This window comes from Leisingera sp. S132 (genome assembly GCF_025144465.1).
In the GTDB taxonomy this organism is placed as follows: Bacteria; Pseudomonadota; Alphaproteobacteria; order Rhodobacterales; family Rhodobacteraceae; genus Leisingera.
In genome coordinates this window covers 3,713,946-3,736,041 of the sequence record NZ_CP083553.1, presented here as the reverse complement: position 1 = coordinate 3,736,041, position 22,096 = coordinate 3,713,946, and the positions used below count along the sequence as shown (strand labels likewise).

The 22,096-nt window shown below is 60.9% G+C and carries 19 protein-coding genes and 3 tRNA genes; 15 read left to right on the top strand and 7 right to left on the bottom strand.

The annotated features are described in order from the left end of the window. The first annotated feature begins 73 nt into the window (after window positions 1-73). The 8 genes from K3725_RS18425 to K3725_RS18390 all read left to right on the top strand — a co-directional run bounded on the left by K3725_RS18425 (window position 74) and on the right by K3725_RS18390 (window position 6,415). Window positions 74-328: a VPEID-CTERM sorting domain-containing protein gene (locus K3725_RS18425; RefSeq protein ID WP_260016691.1), complete on the top strand. Its 255-nt coding sequence runs from the start codon at window positions 74-76 to the stop codon at window positions 326-328. Between the two features lie 160 nt (window positions 329-488). Then, the gene (locus K3725_RS18420) at window positions 489-1,175 is read left to right on the top strand and encodes a sugar transferase (RefSeq protein WP_260016690.1); all 687 of its coding nucleotides are present in this window, start codon (window positions 489-491) and stop codon (window positions 1,173-1,175) included. 163 nt (window positions 1,176-1,338) lie between these two features. Next, window positions 1,339-2,037, top strand: coding sequence for a fumarylacetoacetate hydrolase family protein (locus tag K3725_RS18415; protein ID WP_260016689.1), 699 nt, complete (start codon window positions 1,339-1,341; stop codon window positions 2,035-2,037). 323 nt (window positions 2,038-2,360) lie between these two features. After that, on the top strand, window positions 2,361-3,404 hold the full coding sequence (locus K3725_RS18410; protein ID WP_260016688.1) for a TRAP transporter substrate-binding protein: 1,044 nt from the start codon (window positions 2,361-2,363) through the stop codon (window positions 3,402-3,404). A gap of 81 nt (window positions 3,405-3,485) precedes the next feature. Continuing rightward, window positions 3,486-4,067, top strand: a complete 582-nt coding sequence (locus K3725_RS18405) for a TRAP transporter small permease (protein WP_260016687.1) — start codon at window positions 3,486-3,488, stop codon at window positions 4,065-4,067. Then, window positions 4,064-5,569, top strand: coding sequence for a TRAP transporter large permease (locus K3725_RS18400; protein ID WP_226430435.1), 1,506 nt, complete (start codon window positions 4,064-4,066; stop codon window positions 5,567-5,569). Before K3725_RS18405 ends, K3725_RS18400 begins: the two co-directional genes overlap by 4 nt. Before the next feature lie 153 nt (window positions 5,570-5,722). Beyond that, window positions 5,723-5,899 carry a hypothetical protein gene (locus K3725_RS18395; protein WP_260016686.1) on the top strand — a complete coding sequence of 59 codons (177 nt, stop codon included), beginning with the start codon at window positions 5,723-5,725 and terminating at the stop codon, window positions 5,897-5,899. A gap of 87 nt (window positions 5,900-5,986) precedes the next feature. Beyond that, window positions 5,987-6,415 carry a thioesterase family protein gene (locus tag K3725_RS18390; protein ID WP_260016685.1) on the top strand — a complete coding sequence of 143 codons (429 nt, stop codon included), beginning with the start codon at window positions 5,987-5,989 and terminating at the stop codon, window positions 6,413-6,415. A gap of 6 nt (window positions 6,416-6,421) precedes the next feature. Here K3725_RS18390 and K3725_RS18385 read toward each other — a convergent pair whose 3' ends face one another. After that, the gene (locus K3725_RS18385; RefSeq protein WP_260016684.1) at window positions 6,422-7,624 is read right to left on the bottom strand and encodes a winged helix-turn-helix domain-containing protein; all 1,203 of its coding nucleotides are present in this window, start codon (window positions 7,622-7,624) and stop codon (window positions 6,422-6,424) included. Next, entirely contained in the window at window positions 7,624-8,649 is a 1,026-nt protein-coding gene (locus K3725_RS18380; RefSeq protein ID WP_311202208.1) for a LacI family DNA-binding transcriptional regulator, read from the bottom strand. The genes K3725_RS18385 and K3725_RS18380 overlap by 1 nt, the downstream gene beginning before the upstream one ends. A 145-nt stretch (window positions 8,650-8,794) precedes the next feature. On the opposite strand from K3725_RS18380, the gene K3725_RS18375 reads away from it, so the two are divergent. Continuing rightward, window positions 8,795-8,871, top strand: a tRNA-Arg gene (locus K3725_RS18375). A gap of 441 nt (window positions 8,872-9,312) precedes the next feature. Here K3725_RS18375 and K3725_RS18370 read toward each other — a convergent pair. The 4 genes from K3725_RS18370 to K3725_RS18355 all read right to left on the bottom strand — a co-directional run bounded on the left by K3725_RS18370 (window position 9,313) and on the right by K3725_RS18355 (window position 11,537). Then, window positions 9,313-10,245, bottom strand: coding sequence for an IS5 family transposase (locus K3725_RS18370; protein WP_260016682.1), 933 nt, complete (start codon window positions 10,243-10,245; stop codon window positions 9,313-9,315). A 179-nt stretch (window positions 10,246-10,424) separates the two neighbouring features. Beyond that, window positions 10,425-10,500: transfer RNA gene (locus tag K3725_RS18365), tRNA-Thr, on the bottom strand. Window positions 10,501-10,943: 443 nt separating this feature from the next. Then, a tRNA-Leu gene (locus tag K3725_RS18360) sits at window positions 10,944-11,030 on the bottom strand. Window positions 11,031-11,126: 96 nt separating this feature from the next. Beyond that, window positions 11,127-11,537, bottom strand: a complete 411-nt coding sequence (locus K3725_RS18355; protein WP_260016681.1) for a globin domain-containing protein — start codon at window positions 11,535-11,537, stop codon at window positions 11,127-11,129. 248 nt (window positions 11,538-11,785) lie between these two features. Here K3725_RS18355 and K3725_RS18350 point away from each other — a divergent pair, with 248 nt between their 5' ends. Further along, window positions 11,786-12,775, top strand: coding sequence for a complex I NDUFA9 subunit family protein (locus tag K3725_RS18350; protein ID WP_260016680.1), 990 nt, complete (start codon window positions 11,786-11,788; stop codon window positions 12,773-12,775). Window positions 12,776-12,835: 60 nt separating this feature from the next. Here the strand turns inward: K3725_RS18350 and K3725_RS18345 are convergent, their stop codons facing one another. Further along, entirely contained in the window at window positions 12,836-13,642 is an 807-nt protein-coding gene (locus K3725_RS18345; protein ID WP_260016679.1) for an undecaprenyl-diphosphate phosphatase, read from the bottom strand. A gap of 242 nt (window positions 13,643-13,884) precedes the next feature. Here K3725_RS18345 and K3725_RS18340 point away from each other — a divergent pair, with 242 nt between their 5' ends. From K3725_RS18340 to mtgA, 5 genes are all read left to right on the top strand, one after another. Continuing rightward, entirely contained in the window at window positions 13,885-15,324 is a 1,440-nt protein-coding gene (locus tag K3725_RS18340) for an NAD(P)-dependent oxidoreductase (RefSeq protein WP_260016678.1), read from the top strand. 109 nt (window positions 15,325-15,433) lie between these two features. Next, window positions 15,434-15,868, top strand: a complete 435-nt coding sequence (locus K3725_RS18335) for a GFA family protein (RefSeq protein WP_260016677.1) — start codon at window positions 15,434-15,436, stop codon at window positions 15,866-15,868. A gap of 63 nt (window positions 15,869-15,931) precedes the next feature. Beyond that, complete coding sequence (locus K3725_RS18330) at window positions 15,932-16,708, top strand: hypothetical protein (RefSeq protein WP_260016676.1); 777 nt, start codon at window positions 15,932-15,934, stop codon at window positions 16,706-16,708. A 12-nt stretch (window positions 16,709-16,720) separates the two neighbouring features. Further along, window positions 16,721-21,253: a glutamate synthase large subunit gene (gltB, locus tag K3725_RS18325; RefSeq protein WP_260016675.1), complete on the top strand. Its 4,533-nt coding sequence runs from the start codon at window positions 16,721-16,723 to the stop codon at window positions 21,251-21,253. Window positions 21,254-21,352: 99 nt separating this feature from the next. Then, window positions 21,353-22,090: a monofunctional biosynthetic peptidoglycan transglycosylase gene (gene mtgA / locus K3725_RS18320; RefSeq protein ID WP_260016674.1), complete on the top strand. Its 738-nt coding sequence runs from the start codon at window positions 21,353-21,355 to the stop codon at window positions 22,088-22,090. Window positions 22,091-22,096: the final 6 nt, after the last annotated feature.

The window sequence follows — 22,096 nt, the reverse complement described above, 5'->3', positions numbered from 1 at the left end:
AATTGCGCAATTTTCGGAAAAGTGTTAGCGGTCTTCGAATTGAAACCTATCCTTTTCTAGTGAGGCCGGAGCAATGAAAACCTTTCTGACTGCTGCAGGTGCCGTCTGTGCGGTGCACTGCATGACCCTGACAGCTGCGTTTGCCAACGGAAATGGCAGCACCAATGGCGGCGGCTGGGGCAACGGCAATGGCGGCGGCTTCAACAACGGCGTCGGCAATCCGCATGGGGTGCCGGAGATTGATGCGGGCGCCGGCCTGCTGGCGCTGGCGGCGGTGGGCGCGGCGCTGGTGCTGGCCTGGGAAGCGGACCGCCGGAGCCGGGCTTGACCGCTGCCGCGATCCGGCTGCGGCGGCACACCGCCGCCGGATTTCAAAACTATAGAAATTGCCACTTAAATTTGTTGCAATTTGGATGTATTGAGAACCTGCCCGTACCGTTTTGCGTGTGGGTTTTGGTTGAATCAATTTACATTCAGGGTGTTTGACGATGCAGGATTTTGCACTGGCTGCGTATTCCGCAGAAGGCTCTGCTGATCACCATCTGCCCGTGCAGGTCCCGGCCGGTCTTTACGCCAAGGCGGGAAAGCGGCTCTTCGATATCGGTTTTGCGCTGCTGCTGCTGCCGGTTCTGGTGCCTGTGATCCTGTTGCTGTGGGGGCTGGTGCGCCGCGATGGCGGCCCCGGCTTTTTCGGCCACACCCGGGTCGGGCGGGACGGCAAGCCGTTCAAGTGCTGGAAGGTGCGCAGCATGGTGGCGGATGCCGAAGCCCGGCTGCAGGCGCATCTGGACGCCGATCCCGCAGCCGCAGCCGAATGGGAGCGCGATCACAAGCTGGCCAAGGATCCGCGCATCAGCCGCCTGGGCCATGTCCTGCGCAAGACCAGCCTGGATGAGCTGCCGCAGATCTGGAATGTGCTGAAGGGCGAGATGAGTTTTGTCGGCCCGCGCCCCATCGTCACCAAGGAACTGGCCAAATACGGCAGCAGCGCCAGCGCCTATCTGGCCCAGAAGCCCGGCATCACCGGATTGTGGCAGGTCTCGGGGCGCAACGATGTCAGCTATCAGGAACGGGTGGCGCTGGACGTCGCCTATCTCCGCCGCCGCAGCTTCCCGGCCGATCTCAAAATCATCGCCAGAACCGGCCTCGCCGTGCTGGGCGCAACAGGCCGCTGAACCGCGGCGCACCGTTGTTTGCTTCCAAGGGCGAGAATCGTTCCGGCAGTTGCATTTCCGGACCGGTGCGCGCTGCTGCCTTAAACGGGGGTTTACAGCCGCGGTACTTATAGGTCTGACTTTGGGTGAAACCTGAAGGCAGGGACATATAAGGACAACACCGATGGGTGAGCTTCTGTTCGAACTTCCCGAAACACTGGTTGTTCCGGTGAGCGGGAAAGATACTGGCTACCCGGTAGGGCGGATTTTCTGTGTCGGGCGCAACTATGCCGCGCATGCCGCCGAGATGGGAAACGAGGTGGACCGCGAAGCTCCGTTTTATTTCACCAAAGCGGCTGCAAATGCGGTTCTGACAGATGCGGTCGTGCCCTACCCCCCAGGTACTGAAAACTTCCACTACGAGATGGAACTGGCCGTGGCGCTGGACGGGCATGTATTCCGGGCGACACCGGAATCTGCGCGTGCCTCTATATATGGATATTGTTGTGCCTTGGATATGACCCGGCGCGATCTGCAGATTCGCGAGCGGCAGAAACAGCGGCCCTGGGACCTGGGCAAGGATCTGGAAAACGGAACCGTGCTGGCGCCGCTGATCCCGGCGCCAGATTGGGGAGGCCCATCAGATCAGCGCATCTGGCTGGAGGTGAATGGGGAGATCCGGCAGCAAGCAACGCTTTCAGAAATGATCTGGTCTGTTACTGACATAATCTGCCACCTGTCCGGATTTTATCACCTGCGGCCAGGCGACCTGATTTTGACCGGGACACCTGCCGGAGTTGGGGCTGTTAAAAAAGGTGACAGAATACGCGGCGGGATCGATGGTCTGCCCGCTGTCGCTTTGGAGTTGGCTGCTGCGGAATGACGCACGGTTGTCTCTGGTTCGAAAGTTGTTGCCAGACGGCTGATTCAATATGTATCAAATTGAATGAGATGCCTGTGGATTTCGTAACATTTAAGCGGCCGTTTCGCCGTGGAGAACTAAATCTAACAGATTTCATGAGTAGAAAATGCATAATCTGCTGTTGATGGTTACAAATGCACCTAATAGCAGGGAGGCAACCGGTTCGTTAAACGAACCCATATGGGGGATTTGGCGGCAGAAATGAAAAGAAGTTTGCCGAGCGGCGCATCAAAATTGCGAAAGCGCCGATTCTGGCAAGTGACTTGGTCAAAGGGAGGACACAAATGACCACTCGCAGAAAGCTTTTGGGGGCAGCGGGCGCAGCGGCCCTGGCAATGTTCGGCGCTATGCCGGCTTTTGCTCAGGAGGTGACCCTGAAACTGCACCAATTCCTGCCAGCGCAGGCAAACGTTCCAAAACTGATCCTGGACGTCTGGGCAGACAATGTCGAAGAATCGTCCGGCGGACGGATCAAGATCGACCGTTTCCCCTCGATGCAGCTGGGCGGCAAGCCGCCAGAGCTGATGGACCAGGCCATCGACGGTGTGGCTGACATCGTTTGGACCGTGGTGGGCTACACCCCGGGCCGCTATCCTTCGACCGAGGTGTTTGAACTGCCGTTCATGATGACCAATGCGCGCGCCGTTTCGCACGCCTATTGGGAGATGTTCGACAAGCATATGAAAGACACCGAGTTCAAGGATGTGCACATCCTGGGAACCTGGGTGCACGGCCCTGGCATGATCCACACGTCTGATCCGGTGGAAACGCCCGAAGACCTGGAAGGCATGAAGATCCGTGGCGGCGGCCGTTCGGTCAATGCGCTGCTGACAGAACTGGGCGCAACCCCGGTAGGGATGCCGGTTCCGGCGATCCCGGAAGGCCTGTCCAAGGGCGTGATCGACGGCACCACCATTCCGTGGGAAGTGACCGCGGCGCTGAAAGTTCCGGAACTGGTGGAGAACCACACCGAGTTCACCGGCAAGGCGCTTTATACGCTCACTTTCGTTCTGGCGATGAACAAAGAGAAATATGAGAGCCTGCCAGATGACCTGAAAAAGGCGATCGACGACAACTCCGGCCTGGAGTTCTCGGTCTTCGCGGGTGGCACCCAGGCGGATTCGGATGGCCCGTCGCGCGAAATGGCGCTGGACCTGGGCAACAACGTGATCACCCTGGATGAAGACCAGACCGCTATCTGGCGCGAGCGTTCGCAGCCGATTTATGATCAGTGGATTGCTGACATGAAGGAAAAGGGCATCGATGGCGCAGCGCTGATCGAAGAGGCCAGCGGGCTGATCGAGAAATACACGCCGCAGTACCAGTAAGGCGTTTGGATTGACAAAGGTAAAGGGCCGCACGGCATTGGCACTGCGGCCCTTTGCACACCGGAACAAGGCAACAGAACCATGCACAAGCTCATGATGCGGCTGGCCAAATCAATGGCCTACCTGGGCGGTGCGGTCCTCACTCTTCTGATCATTCTGACATGTGTTTCAATCGCTGGGCGCTTGCTCAACGGTTTCTTCCATGGCGATTTGATGGAGCGGATTGCGCCCGGGTTTTCAAAATGGATGACGGGCTGGGTCGGACCAGTGAATGGCGACTTTGAATTGGTCGAGGCCGGGGTGGCATTCGCGATCTTTGCCTTTCTGCCACTGTGCCAGATCACAGCGGGGCATGCCTCGGTCGATGTGGTGGCCAATGCGTTTCCGCGCGGAGTGAAACGATTCCTCCGGATGGTGACTGAAATTGTCTTTGCTGCGGTTCTGGTGCTGATTGCCTGGCGGCTGGCGGACGGTCTGGCAGGCAAATTTTCCAACGGCGAAACCTCCTTCCTGCTCGAGTTCCCGATCTGGTGGGCCTACGCCATCAGCCTGCTGGCGGCGGTCGTTGCTGCCATCGTGGGTATCTACATGGGCGCCGTGCGCACCATCGAATTCTTTACCGGCCGCATCCTGATCTGGGACGGCGTGGAGGGTGAACAGTGACAGCTCTTGAAATTGGCATCGCCTCCTTCCCGGTTCTGATGCTGCTGATCTTTTTGCGGGTGCCAATCGGTCTTTCGATGTTTCTTGTCGGCCTTGGCGGGCTGATCTGGGTGACCGACGGAACACAGGTTGCGTTTGGCCGCTTGAAAAGCGAGACCTATACGACCTTTTCCTCCTACTCGCTGACCATCGTGCCGATGTTCCTGCTGATGGGGCATTTCGCGACGCTGGGCGGCATGTCCACCGCGCTGTTCAAGGCGGCTGAAGGGTTCCTAGGCCACCGCAAGGGCGGTGTCGCAATGGCGGCTATTGGGGCCTGCGCCGGATTCGGCGCAATTTGCGGTTCCTCACTGGCGACTGCTGCAACCATGGGCCGGGTCGCACTGCCGGAACTGAAGCAATACGGTTATGCCGGCGGCTTTTCGACCGCGACACTGGCTGCGGGTGGGACGCTGGGCATCCTGATCCCGCCCTCGGTGGTGCTGGTGATCTATGCAATTCTGACCGAGCAGAACATCGCCAAACTTTTCCTGTCGGCCTTCATCCCCGGCCTGCTGGCAGCGCTTGGTTATGTGATTGCGATTTCCATCTATGTCCGCCTTTTCCCGGAGAGCGCTGGCACCCGCCCGCCGGTCCCGTGGGGTGAGCGCTTTGCCGCGCTGTTTCATGTCTGGCCGGTGCTTCTGGTGTTTGGCCTTGTGGTTGGCGGTATCTACCTGGGCTGGTTCACCCCGACGGAAGGTGCGGCAGTAGGTGCGTTCGGCACAGGCTTGATCGCCTGGCTCAATGGCGGGCTGAACCGTGAAACCCTGGCGGATAGTTTTCTGGTGACCGCACGCTCCACTGCGATGATCTTCTTTATCGTGCTGGGTGCAGGTTTCTACAACGGTTTCCTGGCTCTGACCAAGGTGCCGCAGGAACTGGCCGACTTCGTGGTGAGTCAGGGGCTCAGCCCCTGGATGGTGCTGGCGCTGATCCTGGCGTTCTATCTGGTGTTCGGCTGTCTGATGGACTCGCTGTCGATGATCCTTCTGACAATCCCGATCTTCTTCCCGGTGATCTCAGCCATGGACTTCGGGCTGCTATCGCTGCCTGCAATGCAGGCGGATGCGGCAATGGAGGTTTTGAAGGCCGGCGTGCCTGAAGGTATGGGGGCGGAAATGCTGGCCTCGATACAGGATGCCATCGCGACCGGGGCCGAACTCACCCGCGAGCAGATGAAGGAACTGGGTATTCGCGTAACCGAAGGCCGGGTGAACCGGATCGAAGCGGAATATGTCGCCATCTGGTTCGGGGTGCTGGTGCTGATCGTGGTGGAGGTCGGCCTGATCACCCCGCCGGTGGGCATGAACCTGTTCATCATCAATGCGATGGACCGCAAGACCCGTATGATCGACACCTACAAGGCGGTCATGTTCTTTGTCGCTTCTGACATTATCCGGGTGATCATCCTTGTGGCCTTCCCGATCATCACACTGCTGCCGCTGATGCTTATGCAGTGACGCACTGCACTCTCCCGCTGTGCGCGGGAGGGTGCCTTTCGCCTGCTCGTGCAGGATATGGAAATATTTTGTGACACCGGTCCGGATTGACCTGAACCACCTTCAGGGGGTCCGCTGGTTCTGTCCGACACCGCGTACAAGGGGAGACCCGCCATGCAAATCAGCCGAAGCAAAGCAGCAACATCCAAGGTCAGGGCATTGGCCACCGAGGTTTCCGGGCTGCAAGGGCCCTGTGTGGGCTGCAGCAACTGCGTTGGACTGTGCGAGGCGCTGATTGATGCGCTGGTGCTGCCAGACATTGTTCTGTCCCGAAAACGCGGCAGTTCGTGACGCAGTGGTCCCTTCTGCCTTTGCAGTTTGATACCTCAGACTCGCAGCGCTACGATGCACGGGCAAGCAGAGGCAGGGCGCTGAAAAATGGCGGAGCAGAACACATTCATTCATGAAATTCGTGTGGGCTGGGGCGATTGCGATCCGGCGCGGATCGCCTATACCGGGCGGCTGCCGGCCTTTGCGCTGGAGGCAATCGACGCCTGGTGGGAGCGTCAACTGGGCGGCGATGGATGGTATCAGATGGAGCTGGACCGCGGCACCGGCACTCCCTTTGTGCACATGAGTATTGACTTCCGCTCGCCGGTCACGCCGCGGCACCGGTTGCTGTGCGAGGTTTGGCCCGCGGCGCTGGGTAGCAAGTCGGTCACCTTCAGGGTGAAAGCGCGCCAGGACGGCAAGCTGTGTTTCGAAGGGAAGTTCGTCTGTGTTTTCATTGCACCCGAAAGCTTCACTGCAAGGCCTGCGCCACAGGATTATCGTCAGGTGATCGAAGCGCAGCTGCGGCCGGAGTGAATCCAATCAGCGCAGCCAGCCGTCTGTAAAACGCACCAGGCCAACGCCCGCAAAACGGGCGACCCGGTCCAGTTCGGCCTCCAGCCGTTTGGTGCGGGCCGCTGACCATTTGATATCCCGTTCCGGCCAGACTGCAGTGACGCACAGGAGGTCCGCGTCGCGGTCCGCCTTCATGTCAATTCGGCCCGCCAGGCGCGCGCCTTCCATAAGCGGAAAGACGTAGTATCCGTACCGCCGCTTGGCGGCGGGAGTGAAGACTTCGATCCGGTAGTGGAAGCCAAACAGCCGTTCAGCCCGCTTGCGGTCGCGCAGGGCAGGATCAAAGGGGCTGAGCACCCGCATCCGGCCCGGAGCCGGGCCAAGTTCCGCGGCGGACTCCACCGCACCCGGCCGGGCGAATACCTTCCGCAGCTGGCCGTCCGCTAGCTCAACTTCAATCTCTTCCAGCTCTCCCTGGCGCAATTGCCCGGCGCACCAGGCCTTGGTTTCCGCCGGAGAGGCCGTGTCCCAGAAAGCGGCGAGTTCGCCCGATGTGGCGAAACCCAGCCGGTCCAATGCGGCGGAACAAAGCCAGTTGATAGTCCCGGTCTCGTCGCAGGAGGTGCCGGGGCGCAGGTGTTCTTCGATGATGCGCTCAGTCAGGTCATAGCGCTTTTGAAAACCGTCGCGCCCGACCACAGTCAGAGCGCCGGACCGCCAAAGGTATTCCAGCGCGGTCTTGGACGGATGCCAATCCCACCAGCCGCCTGATCCTTTCTTCTCGTTCTTGCCAACATCAGAGGAGCTGACAGGCCCATGGTCCCGGATATGGTTCAGCACGGTTTCAAACTGTGCCTCAAACCCGTCCCGGCGCCAGTTGCGCCATCGCTTGCGCAGCAGTTCGGTGTCGCGCTGAAACCTGAGGTGCCAGTGGCGGTAAAAGGCCATCGGGATCACGGCAGCGTCATGGGTCCAGTGCTCAAACAGCTCCCGGTCGTGCTCGTAAAGCCGTTTGAGGTTCTTTGCCCGGTAGCCTGGCCGGCGTGAGAAAAGGATCATGTCATGGGCGCGTGCCACGGTGTTTATACTATCAAGCTGCACAAAGCCAAGCCGCTGGATCAGCGCCAGCAGACCAGCGCCCTTGGCCGTGCCAGTGGGCTGTTCCAGCAGCGCGTGGCGGTCAAGAAACAGCCGCCTTGCTGCTTGATTTCCAAGCCGTTGAAGCGCCATCAGCGCCGTTTCAGCGTGTCGCCATAGGAAATGGTCGGAGTCAGAGTGACATTTTTCTCAATGTCCGCGTCAGGATCTTCCAGCCGCGCTGCAATGATTTCCGCCGCCTTGCGCCCAATTTCCAGCCGGCACGCATCCATGGTGGCGAGCTGCCTGGGCAACCCCTGCAAAAGTTCCACGCCGTTAAAACCAGCAAGGCCGATCTGGCCGGGGATACTGACGCCTTGCTCCTGCAGGTACAGCAAGCCGCCGGCGCCTATCATGTCGTTGGAGTAATAAAGAAAATCCAGTTCCGGAGAACGTTCCAGCATCGCTTGGGTCATCTCCCGCCCCTTGGCAAGCGCTGAACCGCCGGAATAGAATTCCCGGTCTTCGATCTCCACGCCTTCCTTGGCCAGCACCTCGGTAAACCCTTCGAACCGTTTGCGCGCCCGGTGGTCCAGCGGCATCTTGGTGCCCATGAATCCGATATGGCGGTAGCCTGCCTTGAGAATCGCCTTGGCCATCTCGCGGCCTGCGCGCCGGTGCGAAATGCCGACCATCGCGTCCACCGGCTTGCCGTCGGTATCCATGATCTCCACCACCGGGATGCCGGCGTTGCTCAGCATGGCGCGGGCGGCATCCGTGTGTTCCAGGCCCGCGATGATCACACCAGAGGGCCGCCACGAGAGCATCTCGTATAGGACCTTCTCTTCTTTTTCAGGCTGGTAGTCTGTTACGCCGACAACTGGCTGAAGCTCAGTATTCTCCAGCACCTTGTTGATACCCGTCAGAACCTCAGGAAATACCATGTTTGAGAGTGACGGGATGATCACAGCGACCAGGTTCACCCGGTTTGACGCAAGCGCACCGGCAATTTTGTTCGGCACATAGCCCAGTTCCTTGGCGGCACTCAGCACTTTGGAACGGGTTTTTTCCGAGACATCGCCCCGGTTGCGCAGAACCCGGCTTACAGTCATTTCAGAAACACCGGTTGCTTCTGATACATCGCGAAGGGTAAGCGGGCGCTTGCTGTCCGTGGTCACGTTCCTGGGCCTCTTGTTATGTCTGTCTGCAACGTTAGCGCAGACATCACTTGCTGCACAATGGAAACTGCGCGCGGCAAAACGGCTTTCGCTGAGGCTCATCCCATTGTGATTGCTGGACGGATTTGGTATCGCAAGAGCCTACGGCCCCGTGGCTCAACTGGATAGAGCAGCCCCCTCCTAAGGGGCAGGTTGCAGGTTCGAATCCTGCCGGGGTCGCCATCACCAAGTTTTCCACTTAAATAATTGATAAATCAGTTTTTTCTATGGTGAAATTCACCCACTGAAAATTTTCTCTACACTTAATTGATGGGATCCTGCTTATTGCCCATCAGGGGATGTCCGCTGCCGGGCTGCCGCGAACGTCTGCCGGTTCCCGCACTTGCTGGAAGCCTCATTTTCTGGCGGGGAGGCATAGTGTTTCCCTGCCTTGGCAAGCCGCCGAAGTGTGCCGGGGTGGCTCTTCGGCTGCAGTCCCGGACCCAACCCGGCGTCTCTCTGACGCCACTACCGTTGCAGCTGGCGCGGCCGGTTTCGCTTGGGCAACTGCGCCTTGGGCGGCTTTCTTTCGACCCTGTTGATTCCAAAACAAAATTTTCAGGATTGCTGGACTCTGTTGCGCAAATCGGTTGAGGGCCAAGGTTCCCCTTTCCCCAGACGGACTTATCCCACTGCCTCTGTGACGGGTATGCCAAGCGCGGTGAATCCGTTCATGACCGCAACACGGAGCTGAAGCTCGGCAACCTGACGTCCAGGATCCCGTGCCATCAGTCTTTGTCCCAGCAGTTTCATGCAGTGCATCTTGGTTTCGGCACGACTTCGGCGGTGGTATCCACTCCATTTCCGCCAAAGCGCTCGGCCAAGGTATTTCGACGCCCGCAGCGCTTCGTTGCGCGCAATCGCGCCTGCGGTGTCGGGTTTCCAGGGCTTGGCGTTCTTGCGGGGCGGGGCGACGGCATTGGCACCTCGGTTGGCGATGGCATCGTGGCACTTGCGCGTATCGTAGGCGCCATCTGCCGTGACACTGCCGATCTCCTGCTCGGGCGGGATCTGATTAAGCAGTTCCGGCAGCATGGGCGCATCACCAATGTTGCTACTGGTGAACTCGACTGCCCGGATTTCCAGTGTCTTTTCGTCGATACCGAGGTGAACCTTGCGCCACACGCGGCGTTTCGAGCCACCGTGCTTGCGCGCATTCCACTCGCCTTCGCCCTCTACCTTTATCCCAGTGCTGTCGATCAGCAGGTGTAGCGGCCCCTCAGAACCACGATACGGGATGTTCACGGCGAGAGACTTCTGGCGGCGTGAAAGCGTGCTAAAATCCGGTACCGACCAGTCCAATCCACTCAATCGCAGGAGACTTTCCACGAAGCCGGTCGTCTGCCTGAGCGCCATACGGAACAGCACCTTCATCGTCAGGCAGGTCTTGATCGCGGCGTCGCTATAGATGGGCTGTCGGCCTCTCTTGCCGGTCGGCCGGGCCTCCCACGTCATCTCGGGATCGAACCAGATCGTCAGAGAGCCACGACGCTTCAGCGCTTCGTTATAGGCCCGCCAGTTCTTGATCTTGTAGGTCGGGGGTGTTGGTCTGCTCATGCCCTCCAGCTATCACGCTGGATTCATGAGATGAATCCCTCACCCGATTTGCGCAACAGAGCCCCAATCCTGAGCGCAGCCTAGCCCGGATATCTGAAAATCGAAAGCGTAAACGTCACCTTGCGGGCTTCCGGAAGGCATTGATCCAGTGCTAAAATCGAGGTGGCGTCTGAGAAGGGTGGTGCCGCTGATAGGACTCGAACCTACGACCCCATCATTACGAATGACGTGCTCTACCAGCTGAGCTACAGCGGCATCCTTCTCTTTCCGCGGCCCTACTATGGCCCTACTAGTTACTGCGCGCCTTCTCTAACTGACTGGTCTTGAACGTCAATCGCGGATGGACCCGCTACTTACGAATGACGTGCTCTACCAGCTGAGCTACACCGGCACACTTCTTTTCCGCGGCCTTGCGTGGACCCTGCCAGAAACTGTGCCCCAAAACCAGCCTATTGGCACCAAACGCCGATTTCGGTCGGAACCGAAGCTTGCGCAAAGGTGATCAATCAATCGGGTTTCGGCGTCACCTGTACCGGCCCATGGCGGCAAGTAAGTGCCGTCCCTTTAAACGCAGAGCAGCATCTGCGCAAGTGGGCATCATGCGGAATTACCTGCACGGTCTGAAATGCAGTTGACAAAAAGAACCGTCAGATCACGGGACTTTGCCTTTGTTTCTTATAGATATTGCTCAGGAGAAATGGTGCCCAGGAGAGGACTCGAACCTCCACGTCCATACGGACACTAGCACCTGAAGCTAGCGCGTCTACCAATTCCGCCACCTGGGCAGGTGTCGTGGGACCGGCGTATAAGCGGAGTCGCAGGCAGCGTCAAACGGAAATCCGGCTCGGCGGCAGCACAGGCTGAAATGGAGCCGCTCCGTCCTAAAACCGAGTCATAAAGTTCATCTTTGCGGCCACTTCGGTCAGAAAACCCGCCCACGCCTTTTGTGTCCTTGGGTTCCAGTCCGGCCCAAGCGTTTCCGACAGGGCGCCGGTGAAGCTGTCGATAAAGCCGTGGAAATGGTCATCTGACACTTCCAGTTTGCGATGCTTTTCGCCCTGCTGCTTCAGGATTGCATTCAGCCGTTCGGAATTTTCCAGTGCTTCTGCAATATGGGTCAGGGATGCCAGAAGCTTTTCTTCCTGCAGGGCCAGATCCTCTGGAAAAAGATCCCGCAGGTCCGGGCAAGCAGCAAAGAACTTGGCGTAGAAAGCCGGAACAAATGCATCGAGATCCATCTTCTCGTTTTCGATGCTTTTGCGGATCAGGTCCTTGTCGTCTTCGTCCGTCATGCTGATAGGCCTCCTGCAAAACTGCCGGCACCGGTAACGACTGCAGAAACATGCGATTCTACTGCATATTTTCTTTCTTATCGGGCGAGGCTGAACGTCACGTTAAGCTAATCGCCAAAATTGCCGGAAATGGCTGCCTACGCTTGTGAATTCGGCGGCCACAGTGGCTGCTTTCCGGCGATTTGCGCCTTGTTTGGCGTCTCCTGCGGCGCTACAGCATAGGAGCAGCTAAGTTCAGGAGCCAAATGATGTCCAAACTGGTCACGATCTATGGCGGATCCGGTTTCGTGGGCCGCTACATCGCGCGGCGCATGGCCAAGGAAGGCTGGCGGGTGCGGGTCGCCGTGCGCCGTCCCAATGAAGCCATGCATGTGAAGCCCTATGGAGTGCCGGGCCAGGTGGAGCCGGTGTTCTGCAACGTCCGCGACGACATGTCGGTTGCTGCTGTCATGCAGGGGGCGGATGCAGTTGTGAACTGTGTCGGCGTTCTGAACGAGTTGGGCAAGAACACATTTGGCGCAATCCATGCCGACGGCGCAGGCCGAATTGCCCGCATTGCCGCACAGCAGGGCGTTGCCAATCTGGTGCATATCTCTGCGATTGGCGCCGATGCGGATGCTGCCAGCGCGTATTCCCGGACCAAGGCCGCTGGCGAGGCCGCTGTTCTTCAGCATTTCCCGAGTGCGGTGATCCTGCGCCCCTCTGTGATTTTCGGGGCCGAGGACGGCTTCTTCAACCGCTTTGCCGGCATGACCCGCCTGTCGCCCTTCCTGCCGATTGCGGCTGGCGGCACCAGGTTCCAGCCGGTGTTCGTGGACGATGTGGCCAAGGCTGCGGTCAAGGGCGCGCTGGGCGAGGCCGGAGGCGGTGTCTATGAGCTGGGCGGCCCAGAGGTCAAAACCTTCCGCGCGCTGATGGAGCAGATGCTGGAGGTGATACACCGCCGCCGTGTCATCATCTCGCTGCCTGGCTTTGCGGCCAAGCTGGTGGCGTTTGGCTTTGACGTGCTGCAGTTCGTCAGCATCCAGCTGATCGAGAACAAGATGCTGACCCGCGACCAGCTGAAAAGCCTGAAGTCGGATAATGTTGTCTCTGACGGCGCCAAGGGGTTTGCGGATCTGGGTATTGAACCTGTGTCCGCCGGGTCGGTGCTGCCGGACTACCTGTGGAAATTCCGCCCCTCCGGCCAGTATGACGAGATGACAGGCTCTGCCCGCAACCTGCGCAACGGCGCCTGATCTGCAGGGAATTCCAAGGTTTGAGAGCGCGGGATTTGTCCCGCGCTTTTTCTTTGTGTCTTAGCTGCTGTAGGCGATGATCAGAAGTACAACACCCAGGATCACCCGGTAGATGACATAAGGCGTAAAGCTGACGGAGCGCAGCAGCCGCATCATCAGGCTGAGCGCGGCCAGCGCGGCCAGCATTGCCAGCAGGGCAGCAATGCCCGCATCGCGCAGCAGTGCGGTATTGGCCTCAAGCGCCACCTCGGTTCCCAGCAAAACGCCCGAGGCGATGATGGTCGGGATCGACATCAGCATGGCAATGCGGGCACCGTCCTCCCTAGTATATCCCAGCTGCCGCGCACCGGTGATGGTGATGCCGGAGCGAGAAGTTCCGGGGATCAGCGCCAGCATCTGCCAAAGTCCCATGATCAGAGCGTCCCGCAGCCCCCAATCGCCGGCTTGTTTGACAGAAGGGCCTTTCTGATCGGCCCAGTACAGCACAAGCCCGAAGCCAAGCATTGTCCAGCCGATCACTGTGATGGACCGCAGCGCATCGCTGAGGCCGGTGAAATGCAGCAGGGCGCCGAACAGGACGGTGGGGATGGTGGCTACGATCAGCCCCATGGCCAACCGTGCGCCTGGCGTGTCTGTTCGGCCTGTCAAAGCACGGGGCAGTCCGGCCAGCCCCGTTCGCACATCGCTCCAGAAATAGATCATCACCGCCGCCAGGGTGCCAACGTGCACGGCGACGTCGATCACCTGGCCCTGATCATCCAGACCCGTGAGACCCGGCAGCAGAATCAGGTGGCCGGACGAGGAAACGGGCAGGAATTCGGTGATGCCTTGGATCAGTGCAACCAGGATCAGCTGAAAAAGCGGCATGCTGAAATTGTCCTTCGCTGGCCGCAGACGGGCCGTAAACTGTCGCGACCCTGTATAAATCCCGGCTCTGGATTGGAAAGTCATTATTAAGGTCCGAAATGGACCTAAAATATCTGTACATTTCCACCAAACACGATATCAGAAGGAAAGCGCTGGCAAAATAGGTCAGCAAAGTTGACATAATAGCGTAACCGTACCTCCAAGGGTGCCAGCGCAGCCAGACAAACGATGGAGTCCAGCCCGTGGCCAAGCAACCGATGCTGAAATTTGTGCAGATCGAACGCGACATGCCTCAAAAGCGTGACGCAAGTGTACGCAAGGAAGACTTCAATGAGATTTACGCGGAGTACGCTGCTGCCAAGGCCGAAGAACAGGCCAGCCGCTGCAGCCAGTGCGGTGTGCCCTATTGCCAGAGCCACTGCCCGCTGCACAACAACATTCCCGACTGGCTGCGCCTGACCGCAACCGGCCGCCTGGAAGAGGCCTATGCCACCAGCCAGGCCACCAATACCTTCCCGGAGATCTGCGGCCGCATCTGCCCGCAGGACCGCCTGTGTGAAGGCAATTGCGTGATCGAACAGTCCGGCCATGGCACCGTGACCATCGGCTCGGTTGAGAAATACATCACCGACACCGCCTGGGAAAACGGCTGGGTCAAGCCCGCGGCGCCGCTGGCCGAGCGCAGCGAGAGCGTCGGCATCATCGGCGCAGGCCCTGGCGGTCTGGCGGCGGCGGACATGCTGCGCCAGGCAGGTGTTCAGGTCACCGTCTATGACCGCTATGACCGCGCCGGCGGGCTGCTGATGTACGGCATTCCCAGCTTCAAGCTGGAAAAGGACGTGGTCGAGCGCCGCAACAAGCTGCTGGCTGACGGCGGCGTGACCTTTGTGCTGAACTGCAACGTGGGCGAGGACATCTCCTTTGAAGAGATCCGCGGCAAGCACGACGCGGTGATCATTGCCACCGGCGTTTATAAATCGCGCGATCTGGCAATGCCGGGCAGCGGTGCTGAAGGCATCGTCAAGGCAATCGACTTCCTGTGTGCCTCCAACAAGAAGAGCTTTGGCGACGAAGTTGCTGAGTTCGACAACGGCAGCCTGAATGCCGAAGGCAAGAAGGTTGTGGTGATCGGCGGCGGTGATACTGCGATGGACTGCGTGCGCACTTCGATCCGTCAGGGCGCAACATCCGTCAAATGCCTCTACCGCCGTGACCGGGCCAATATGCCGGGCTCCCAGCGCGAGACCCAGAACGCCGAGGAAGAAGGCGTGATCTTCGAATGGCTGTCGGCGCCCAAGGGCTTCACGGACGAGGGCGGCAAGGTCTCCGGCGTGATGGTGCAGAAAATGCGCCTGGGCCAGCCGGATGCCTCGGGCCGTCAGGCGCCGGAAGTGATCGAAGGCGCGGACTACGTCGAGGAGGCCGATCTGGTCATCAAAGCCCTGGGCTTTGAGCCGGAAGAGCTGCCCACCCTGTGGAACCAGCCGGAGCTGCCGGTGACCCGCTGGGGCACCGTCAAGGCGGCGTTCAAGACCGGTGCCACCGAACTGGACGGGGTCTATGCGGTGGGCGACATCGTGCGCGGTGCCTCGCTGGTGGTTTGGGCGATCAAAGATGGCCGCGATTGCGCCGAAGCCATCCTCGAGAACTTCAACAGCAAGGCCGTGGTGGCGGCGGAATAAGCCGGCACCCCCCGTACACCGTCTGTGCACCCCCTGTGCACCGGCGGAGCAGCGAGCGAACCGCAGCAAGGTCAGTATTGCTGACCCAGCCAGCAGAAGGACAATGGATATGAGCGAATTGCAGGGACAGTGCATGTGCGGCGCGGTCAGCGTCACCGCAACGCCGGTTCAGGCGTCCCTGACAGCTTGCCATTGCGACATGTGCCAGCGCTGGGCCAGCGGCCCGTTCATGAGCTTTCAGGCAGACACCGGGTATGCGGCGCTGGGTCCGGTGCGGACCTATCAGTCCTCGCAATGGGCAGAGCGCGCCTTCTGCGGCGAATGCGGTTCGGTGCTGTGGTACCGGATGACAGCGCCGGGCAAGATGCATGGCCATACACAGATTTCGGCGGGCCTGTTTGAAAATGCCGGCGGCGCAGCGCTGAAGCTGGAATTCTTCGCCGACGAAAAGCCCGCGGGTTATGGGTTTGCAGGCAGCCACCGGCGGATGACCGGTGAAGAGTGCCGCGCCATGTTTGCTGAAACCGCTGAAGGAGAGGCCTGAGGCCCACCCGGCCCGCTGCTGACTGCCATGCCGCTGAAGATCCGCAAATCCCTCCGTCAGGCAATGTTCCGCCTGAGATCCCGCCGCCTCCACGCGGATGCGGCGCTGGAGATCCGTGCGCTGGAAGGGCGCGGGGACGGCGGCATGATCGTGTTCACAAGCTATCATGCCAATGCGGCCAAGCGCGGCCTGCTGGAGTTTGCGGCCAGCGCCTCGGACAGCGGCGCGCGTCACTGCATCTTTGTCACCGACCGCCGCCAGGGATGGTTCCAGGGCGTGGGGGTCACGGCTGCAATCCTGCGGGCCGTCTCCGGCTATGTCCAGCAGCACGGCCTGCGCCGGCTGATGACGGTCGGGGTGTCGATGGGCGGCTATGGTGCGCTGTCTTATGCCGCGGAACTGGGCGCGGGCCGCGCGCTGGCGCTGGCACCGCAATACTGTCCGCGCCCGGAGACCTTTCCGGCGGACCGCCGCTGGATCGGGGCGCGCAGCCGGATCGCGGACTTCAGCCGTCCGGCGCTGGATCAGGTGATGGGCGGGGAGGTGCAGTACACCCTGCTGCATGGCCGCAACAACGCCGAGGATTCGCTGCACTGGCAGGCCTTCCCGCAGGGACCGGGCATCCATCATTACCTGGCTGACCGCGGCAGTCACGATGTCATCGACCCGCTGCGCGATGCGGGCATCCTTTACCCGGTGATCGGCGCCGTCTGGCAGGACGATCAGGACCACGTGAAAACCCTTATGCAACGGATCCGCGCGGTGCCCCGCGCCTGGGGCGAACGCGCCCTGGATCTGCACACACAACCGGCCGCAGCGGCAAGCTGCGCCATCAGTTAATCGGAGAACGTCATGACCAAATTTGATGCTGCATGGGTCAAGGCTGAGGAAGCCAAGCGCAAGTGGATGGCCGAAAACGGTCTCTATTCCGAAGAGGAAGAGCATTCCTCCTGCGGCGTGGGCCTAGTGGTCTCGGTTGACGGCAAGAAAAGCCGCAAGGTGGTTGAGGCCGGCATCGACGCGCTGAAGGCGATCTGGCACCGCGGAGCGGTGGATGCCGACGGCAAGACCGGCGACGGTGCGGGCATCCATGTGCAGATCCCGGTTCCGTTCTTCTATGACCAGATCCGCCGCACCGGCCACGAGCCGCGCCAGGATGAGCTGATGGCGGTGGGCCAGGTGTTCCTGCCGCGCACCGATTTCGGCGCCCAGGAACGCTGCCGGACCATCGTCGAGACCGAAGTTCTGCGCATGGGCTATTCGATCTATGGCTGGCGACATGTGCCGGTTGATGTCACCTGCCTGGGCGAGAAGGCCAACGCAACCCGCCCCGAGATTGAGCAGATCCTGATCTCCAACGCCAAGGGCGTGGATGAGGAAACCTTTGAACGCGAACTGTATGTGATCCGCCGCCGGATCGAGAAAGCGGCCAATGCGGCTGCGATCTCGGGCCTCTATATAGCGTCGCTGTCCTGCCGTTCGATCATCTACAAGGGGATGATGCTGGCAGAGCAGGTGGCGGTGTTCTACCCGGACCTGATGGATGAGCGGTTCGAGAGCGCCTTTGCGATCTATCACCAGCGTTATTCCACCAACACCTTCCCGCAGTGGTGGCTGGCGCAGCCGTTCCGCATGCTGGCGCACAACGGCGAGATCAACACGCTGAAGGGCAACCTGAACTGGATGAAGAGCCATGAGATCCGCATGGCGTCGGCGACCTTTGGCGACTATGCCGAGGACATCAAGCCGATCGTGCCTGGCGGTGCGTCGGATTCCGCGGCGCTGGACGGGGTGTTCGAGGTTCTGGTGCGCGCGGGCCGTTCGGCGCCGATGGCAAAGACCATGCTGGTGCCGGAAAGCTGGTCCAAGCAGGCAGTGGAGCTGCCGCAGGCCTGGCGTGACATGTACTCCTACTGCAACTCTGTGATGGAGCCCTGGGACGGCCCCGCCGCGCTGGCGATGACCGACGGCCGCTGGGTCTGCGCGGGCCTGGACCGCAACGGGTTGCGCCCGATGCGCTATGTGGTGACCGGCGACGGGCTGGTGATTGCAGGCTCCGAAGCGGGCATGGTGCCGATTGACGAGGCGTCGGTGGTTGAGAAGGGCGCCCTGGGCCCGGGCCAGATGCTGGCCGTGGATATGGAAAAGGGCAAGCTGTTCCGCGACACCGAGATCAAGGACAAGCTGTCGCGTGCGCTGCCATTCGGCGATTGGGTCAAGAAGATCACCGATCTGGACGCGACCCTGGCCAAGGTGACGGAGCAGCCGCTGTGCAGCGGCGAAGAGCTGCGCCGCCGTCAGGTGGCGGCCGGCTATACGATTGAGGAACTGGAGCAGATCCTGGCGCCGATGGCCGAGGACGGCAAGGAATCGCTGGCCTCGATGGGGGATGACACCCCGTCTGCGGTGCTGTCCAAGATGTACCGGCCGCTGAGCCACTTCTTCCGCCAGAACTTCAGCCAGGTCACCAATCCGCCGATCGACAGCTTGCGCGAATTCCGGGTGATGTCTCTGAAGACCCGCTTCGGCAACCTGAAGAACGTGCTGGACGAGGATAGCAGCCAGACCGAGATCATCGTGCTGGAGAGCCCGTTTGTGGGCAACGCCCAATGGGACAAGCTGGTGGAGCAGTTCAACGCGCCGCTGGCGGAAATCGACTGCACCTTCGCGCCGGGCCGCGGCTCGCTGAATGCGGCGTTGGCGCGGATCCGGGCCGAGGCCGAGGAGGCGGTGCGTTCAGGTGCCGGCCATATCGTGCTGACCGACCAGCATTCCGGTGCGGACAAGGTGGCGATGCCGATGATCCTGGCGACCTCTGCCGTGCATTCGCATCTGACCCGCAAGGGGCTGCGCACCTTCTGCTCGCTGAACGTGCGGTCTGCTGAATGCATCGACCCGCATTACTTTGCGGTGCTGATCGGCTGCGGCGCAACCGTGGTGAACGCCTATCTGGCCGAGGATTCGCTGGCCGACCGGATTGAGCGCGGGCTGCTGGATGGCTCGCTGACCGAGAACGTCGCGCGCTACCGCGAAGCCATCGACCAGGGTCTGTTGAAGATCATGGCCAAGATGGGGATTTCGGTTGTGTCGTCCTACCGTGGCGGGTTGAATTTCGAGGCGGTGGGCCTGTCCCGCGCCATGTGTGCGGAATACTTCCCGGGCATGACCTCGCGCATTTCCGGCATCGGTGTGACCGGCATCCAGACCAAGGCGGAGGAAATCCACGCCAAGGCCTGGAAGGCGTCCGAAGGCATCCTGCCGATCGGCGGTTTCTACAAGGCGCGCAAGTCGGGTGAGACCCACGCCTGGGAAGCCACCAGCATGCATATGATGCAAATGGCCTGTAACAGAGCCTCATATGAGCTGTGGAAGCAGTATTCGGCGAAGATGCAGAGCAATCCGCCGATCCATCTGCGCGACCTCTTGCAGATCAAGCCGCTGGGCAAGGCGGTTCCGATTGAGGAAGTGGAATCGATCACCTCGATCCGCAAACGCTTCGTGACCCCGGGCATGTCCCTGGGCGCGCTGAGCCCCGAGGCGCATAAGACGCTGAACGTGGCGATGAACCGGATCGGCGCCAAGTCCGACTCCGGCGAGGGCGGCGAAGACCCGGCACATTTTGTGCCGGAGCCGAACGGCGACAACCCGTCTGCGAAGATCAAGCAGGTGGCGTCGGGCCGCTTTGGCGTGACCGCCGAATACCTGAACCAGTGCGAGGAACTGGAGATCAAGGTGGCCCAGGGCGCCAAGCCCGGCGAGGGCGGCCAGCTGCCGGGGATGAAGGTCACGGACCTGATTGCCCGTCTGCGCCATTCGACGAAGGGCGTCACGCTGATCTCGCCGCCGCCGCACCACGATATTTACTCAATCGAGGATCTGGCGCAGCTGATCTATGACCTCAAGCAGATCAACCCGCGCTGCAAGGTGACGGTGAAGCTGGTGGCGTCCTCGGGCGTTGGCACCATCGCGGCCGGCGTGGCCAAGGCGAAGGCCGACATCATCCTGATCTCCGGCCACAACGGCGGCACCGGGGCGTCGCCTGCGACCTCGATCAAATATGCGGGCCTGCCGTGGGAGATGGGCCTGACCGAGGCGCATCAGGTGCTGGCGATGAACAACCTGCGCGAGCGGGTAACGCTGCGTACCGACGGGGGCCTGCGCACCGGGCGCGACATCGTGATGGCCGCCATGCTGGGGGCCGAGGAATACGGCATCGGCACCGCGGCGCTGATCGCAATGGGCTGCATCATGGTGCGCCAGTGCCAGTCCAACACCTGCCCGGTCGGCGTCTGTACTCAGGATGAGAGCCTGCGTGCCAAGTTCACCGGCAACGCCGACAAGGTGGTGAACCTGATCACCTTTTACGCCCAAGAAGTGCGGGAAATCCTCGCCTCCATCGGCGCGCGTTCGCTGGATGAGGTGATTGGACGCGCCGATCTGCTGGCGCAGGTGTCGCGCGGTTCTGCGCATCTGGACGACTTGGACCTGAACCCGCTGCTGATCACCGTCGATGGCTCTGCCAATATTACCTACAACCGCGACAAGGAACGCAACGCGGTGCCGGACACGCTGGATGCGGAGATCGTGCGCGATGCCGCCCGCTTCCTGCAGGACGGCGAGAAGATGCAGCTGTCTTATGCGATCCAGAACACCCACCGCACCGTGGGCACCCGGACCTCCAGCCATATCGTGCGCAATTTCGGCATGCGGAATTCGTTCCAGCCGGATCACCTGACGGTGAAGCTGCAGGGTTCTGCCGGCCAGGCGCTGGGCGCCTTTGCCGCGCCGGGGCTGAAACTGGAAGTGTCCGGCGATGCCAACGACTATGTCGGCAAGGGCCTGTCGGGCGGCATCATCGTGGTGCGCCCGCCGCAGGTAAGCCCGCTGGTGGCGAGCGAGAACACCATCATCGGCAACACCGTGCTGTACGGCGCCACAGATGGCTACCTGTTTGCGGCGGGCCGCGCGGGCGAGCGTTTCGCTGTCCGCAACTCCGGCGCCAAGGTGGTGATCGAGGGCTGCGGCTCCAACGGCTGTGAATACATGACCGGTGGTGTTGCGGTGATCCTCGGCTCGATCGGCGCCAACTTTGGTGCTGGCATGACTGGCGGCATGGCGTATCTGTATGACCCTGAAGGCAAGGCCTCGGACCTGATGAACATGGAATCTCTGGTCACCTGCCCGGTTACTGTGGCGCATTGGGAGGCGGAGCTGAAAGGTCTGATTGCCCGCCATCTGGATGAAACCGGCAGCCGCAAGGCCGCGGAGATCCTGCAGCATTGGGACATCGAGAAGTCGAACTTCCTGCAGGTGTGCCCCAAGGAGATGCTCGACAAGCTGCCGCATCCGGTGATGCAGGAGCAGGCGGCTGTTCCGGCGGAATAAGCCCTGTTAGAGACGGAAACCGGAACCCCGCAGGCAAATGCTTGCGGGGTTTTCTTTTTGGCGGTTGGTTACCGGGGGCATGCTGGCCTATAGAGGGGCATGGCGAAGGCAGTTGCAAAAAAGAAGAAATCCAAGAGCAGCAAGAAGACGGCGCCGCTGAAGATCCAGCCGCTGCGCTGGCTGCGGCGCTGGGTTTTGCGCGGGGCGCTGGCGGTGGCCGCGGTATTCCTTGCCCTCATCTTGCTGTATTCGGTGGTGAACCCGCCGATCACCCATACCATCTGGGCCGAGCAGCGCCGCTTGGGCGACGTGGACCGGATGTGGGTGCCGCTGGAGGAAATGGCACCGGTGCTGGCACGTTCTGTGGTGGCGGCCGAGGATGCGCAGTTCTGCCGCCATTGGGGATTTGATGCCCGGGCCATTCAGGCAGCAATCGAAGCGGGCGGCAGCCGCGGCGGCTCGACCATTTCACAACAGGTGGTGAAGAACGTGTTCCTGTGGCAGGGCCGAAGCTGGCCGCGTAAGGTGCTGGAAACGCTGCTGACCCCAGCGGTAGAAATCGTCTGGAGCAAGCGGCGCATTCTGGAGGTTTATCTGAACGTGGCCGAAATGGATGAGGGCGTGTTTGGCGCCGAAGCAGCAGCCCGCAAGTATTTCGGGGTTGGCCCGGATCAGCTGAGCGCCCGTCAGGCGGCGCTGATTGCCGCGGTGCTGCCCAACCCCAAGGAGCGGTCGGCCCGCAAACCGTCCAGCTTTGTGCAGCGCCGGGCGCGGCAGATCCAGGACGGAGCGGCCACCATTCGCGCAGACGGGCGGGCGGATTGTTTCGAGGATTGAATCTTT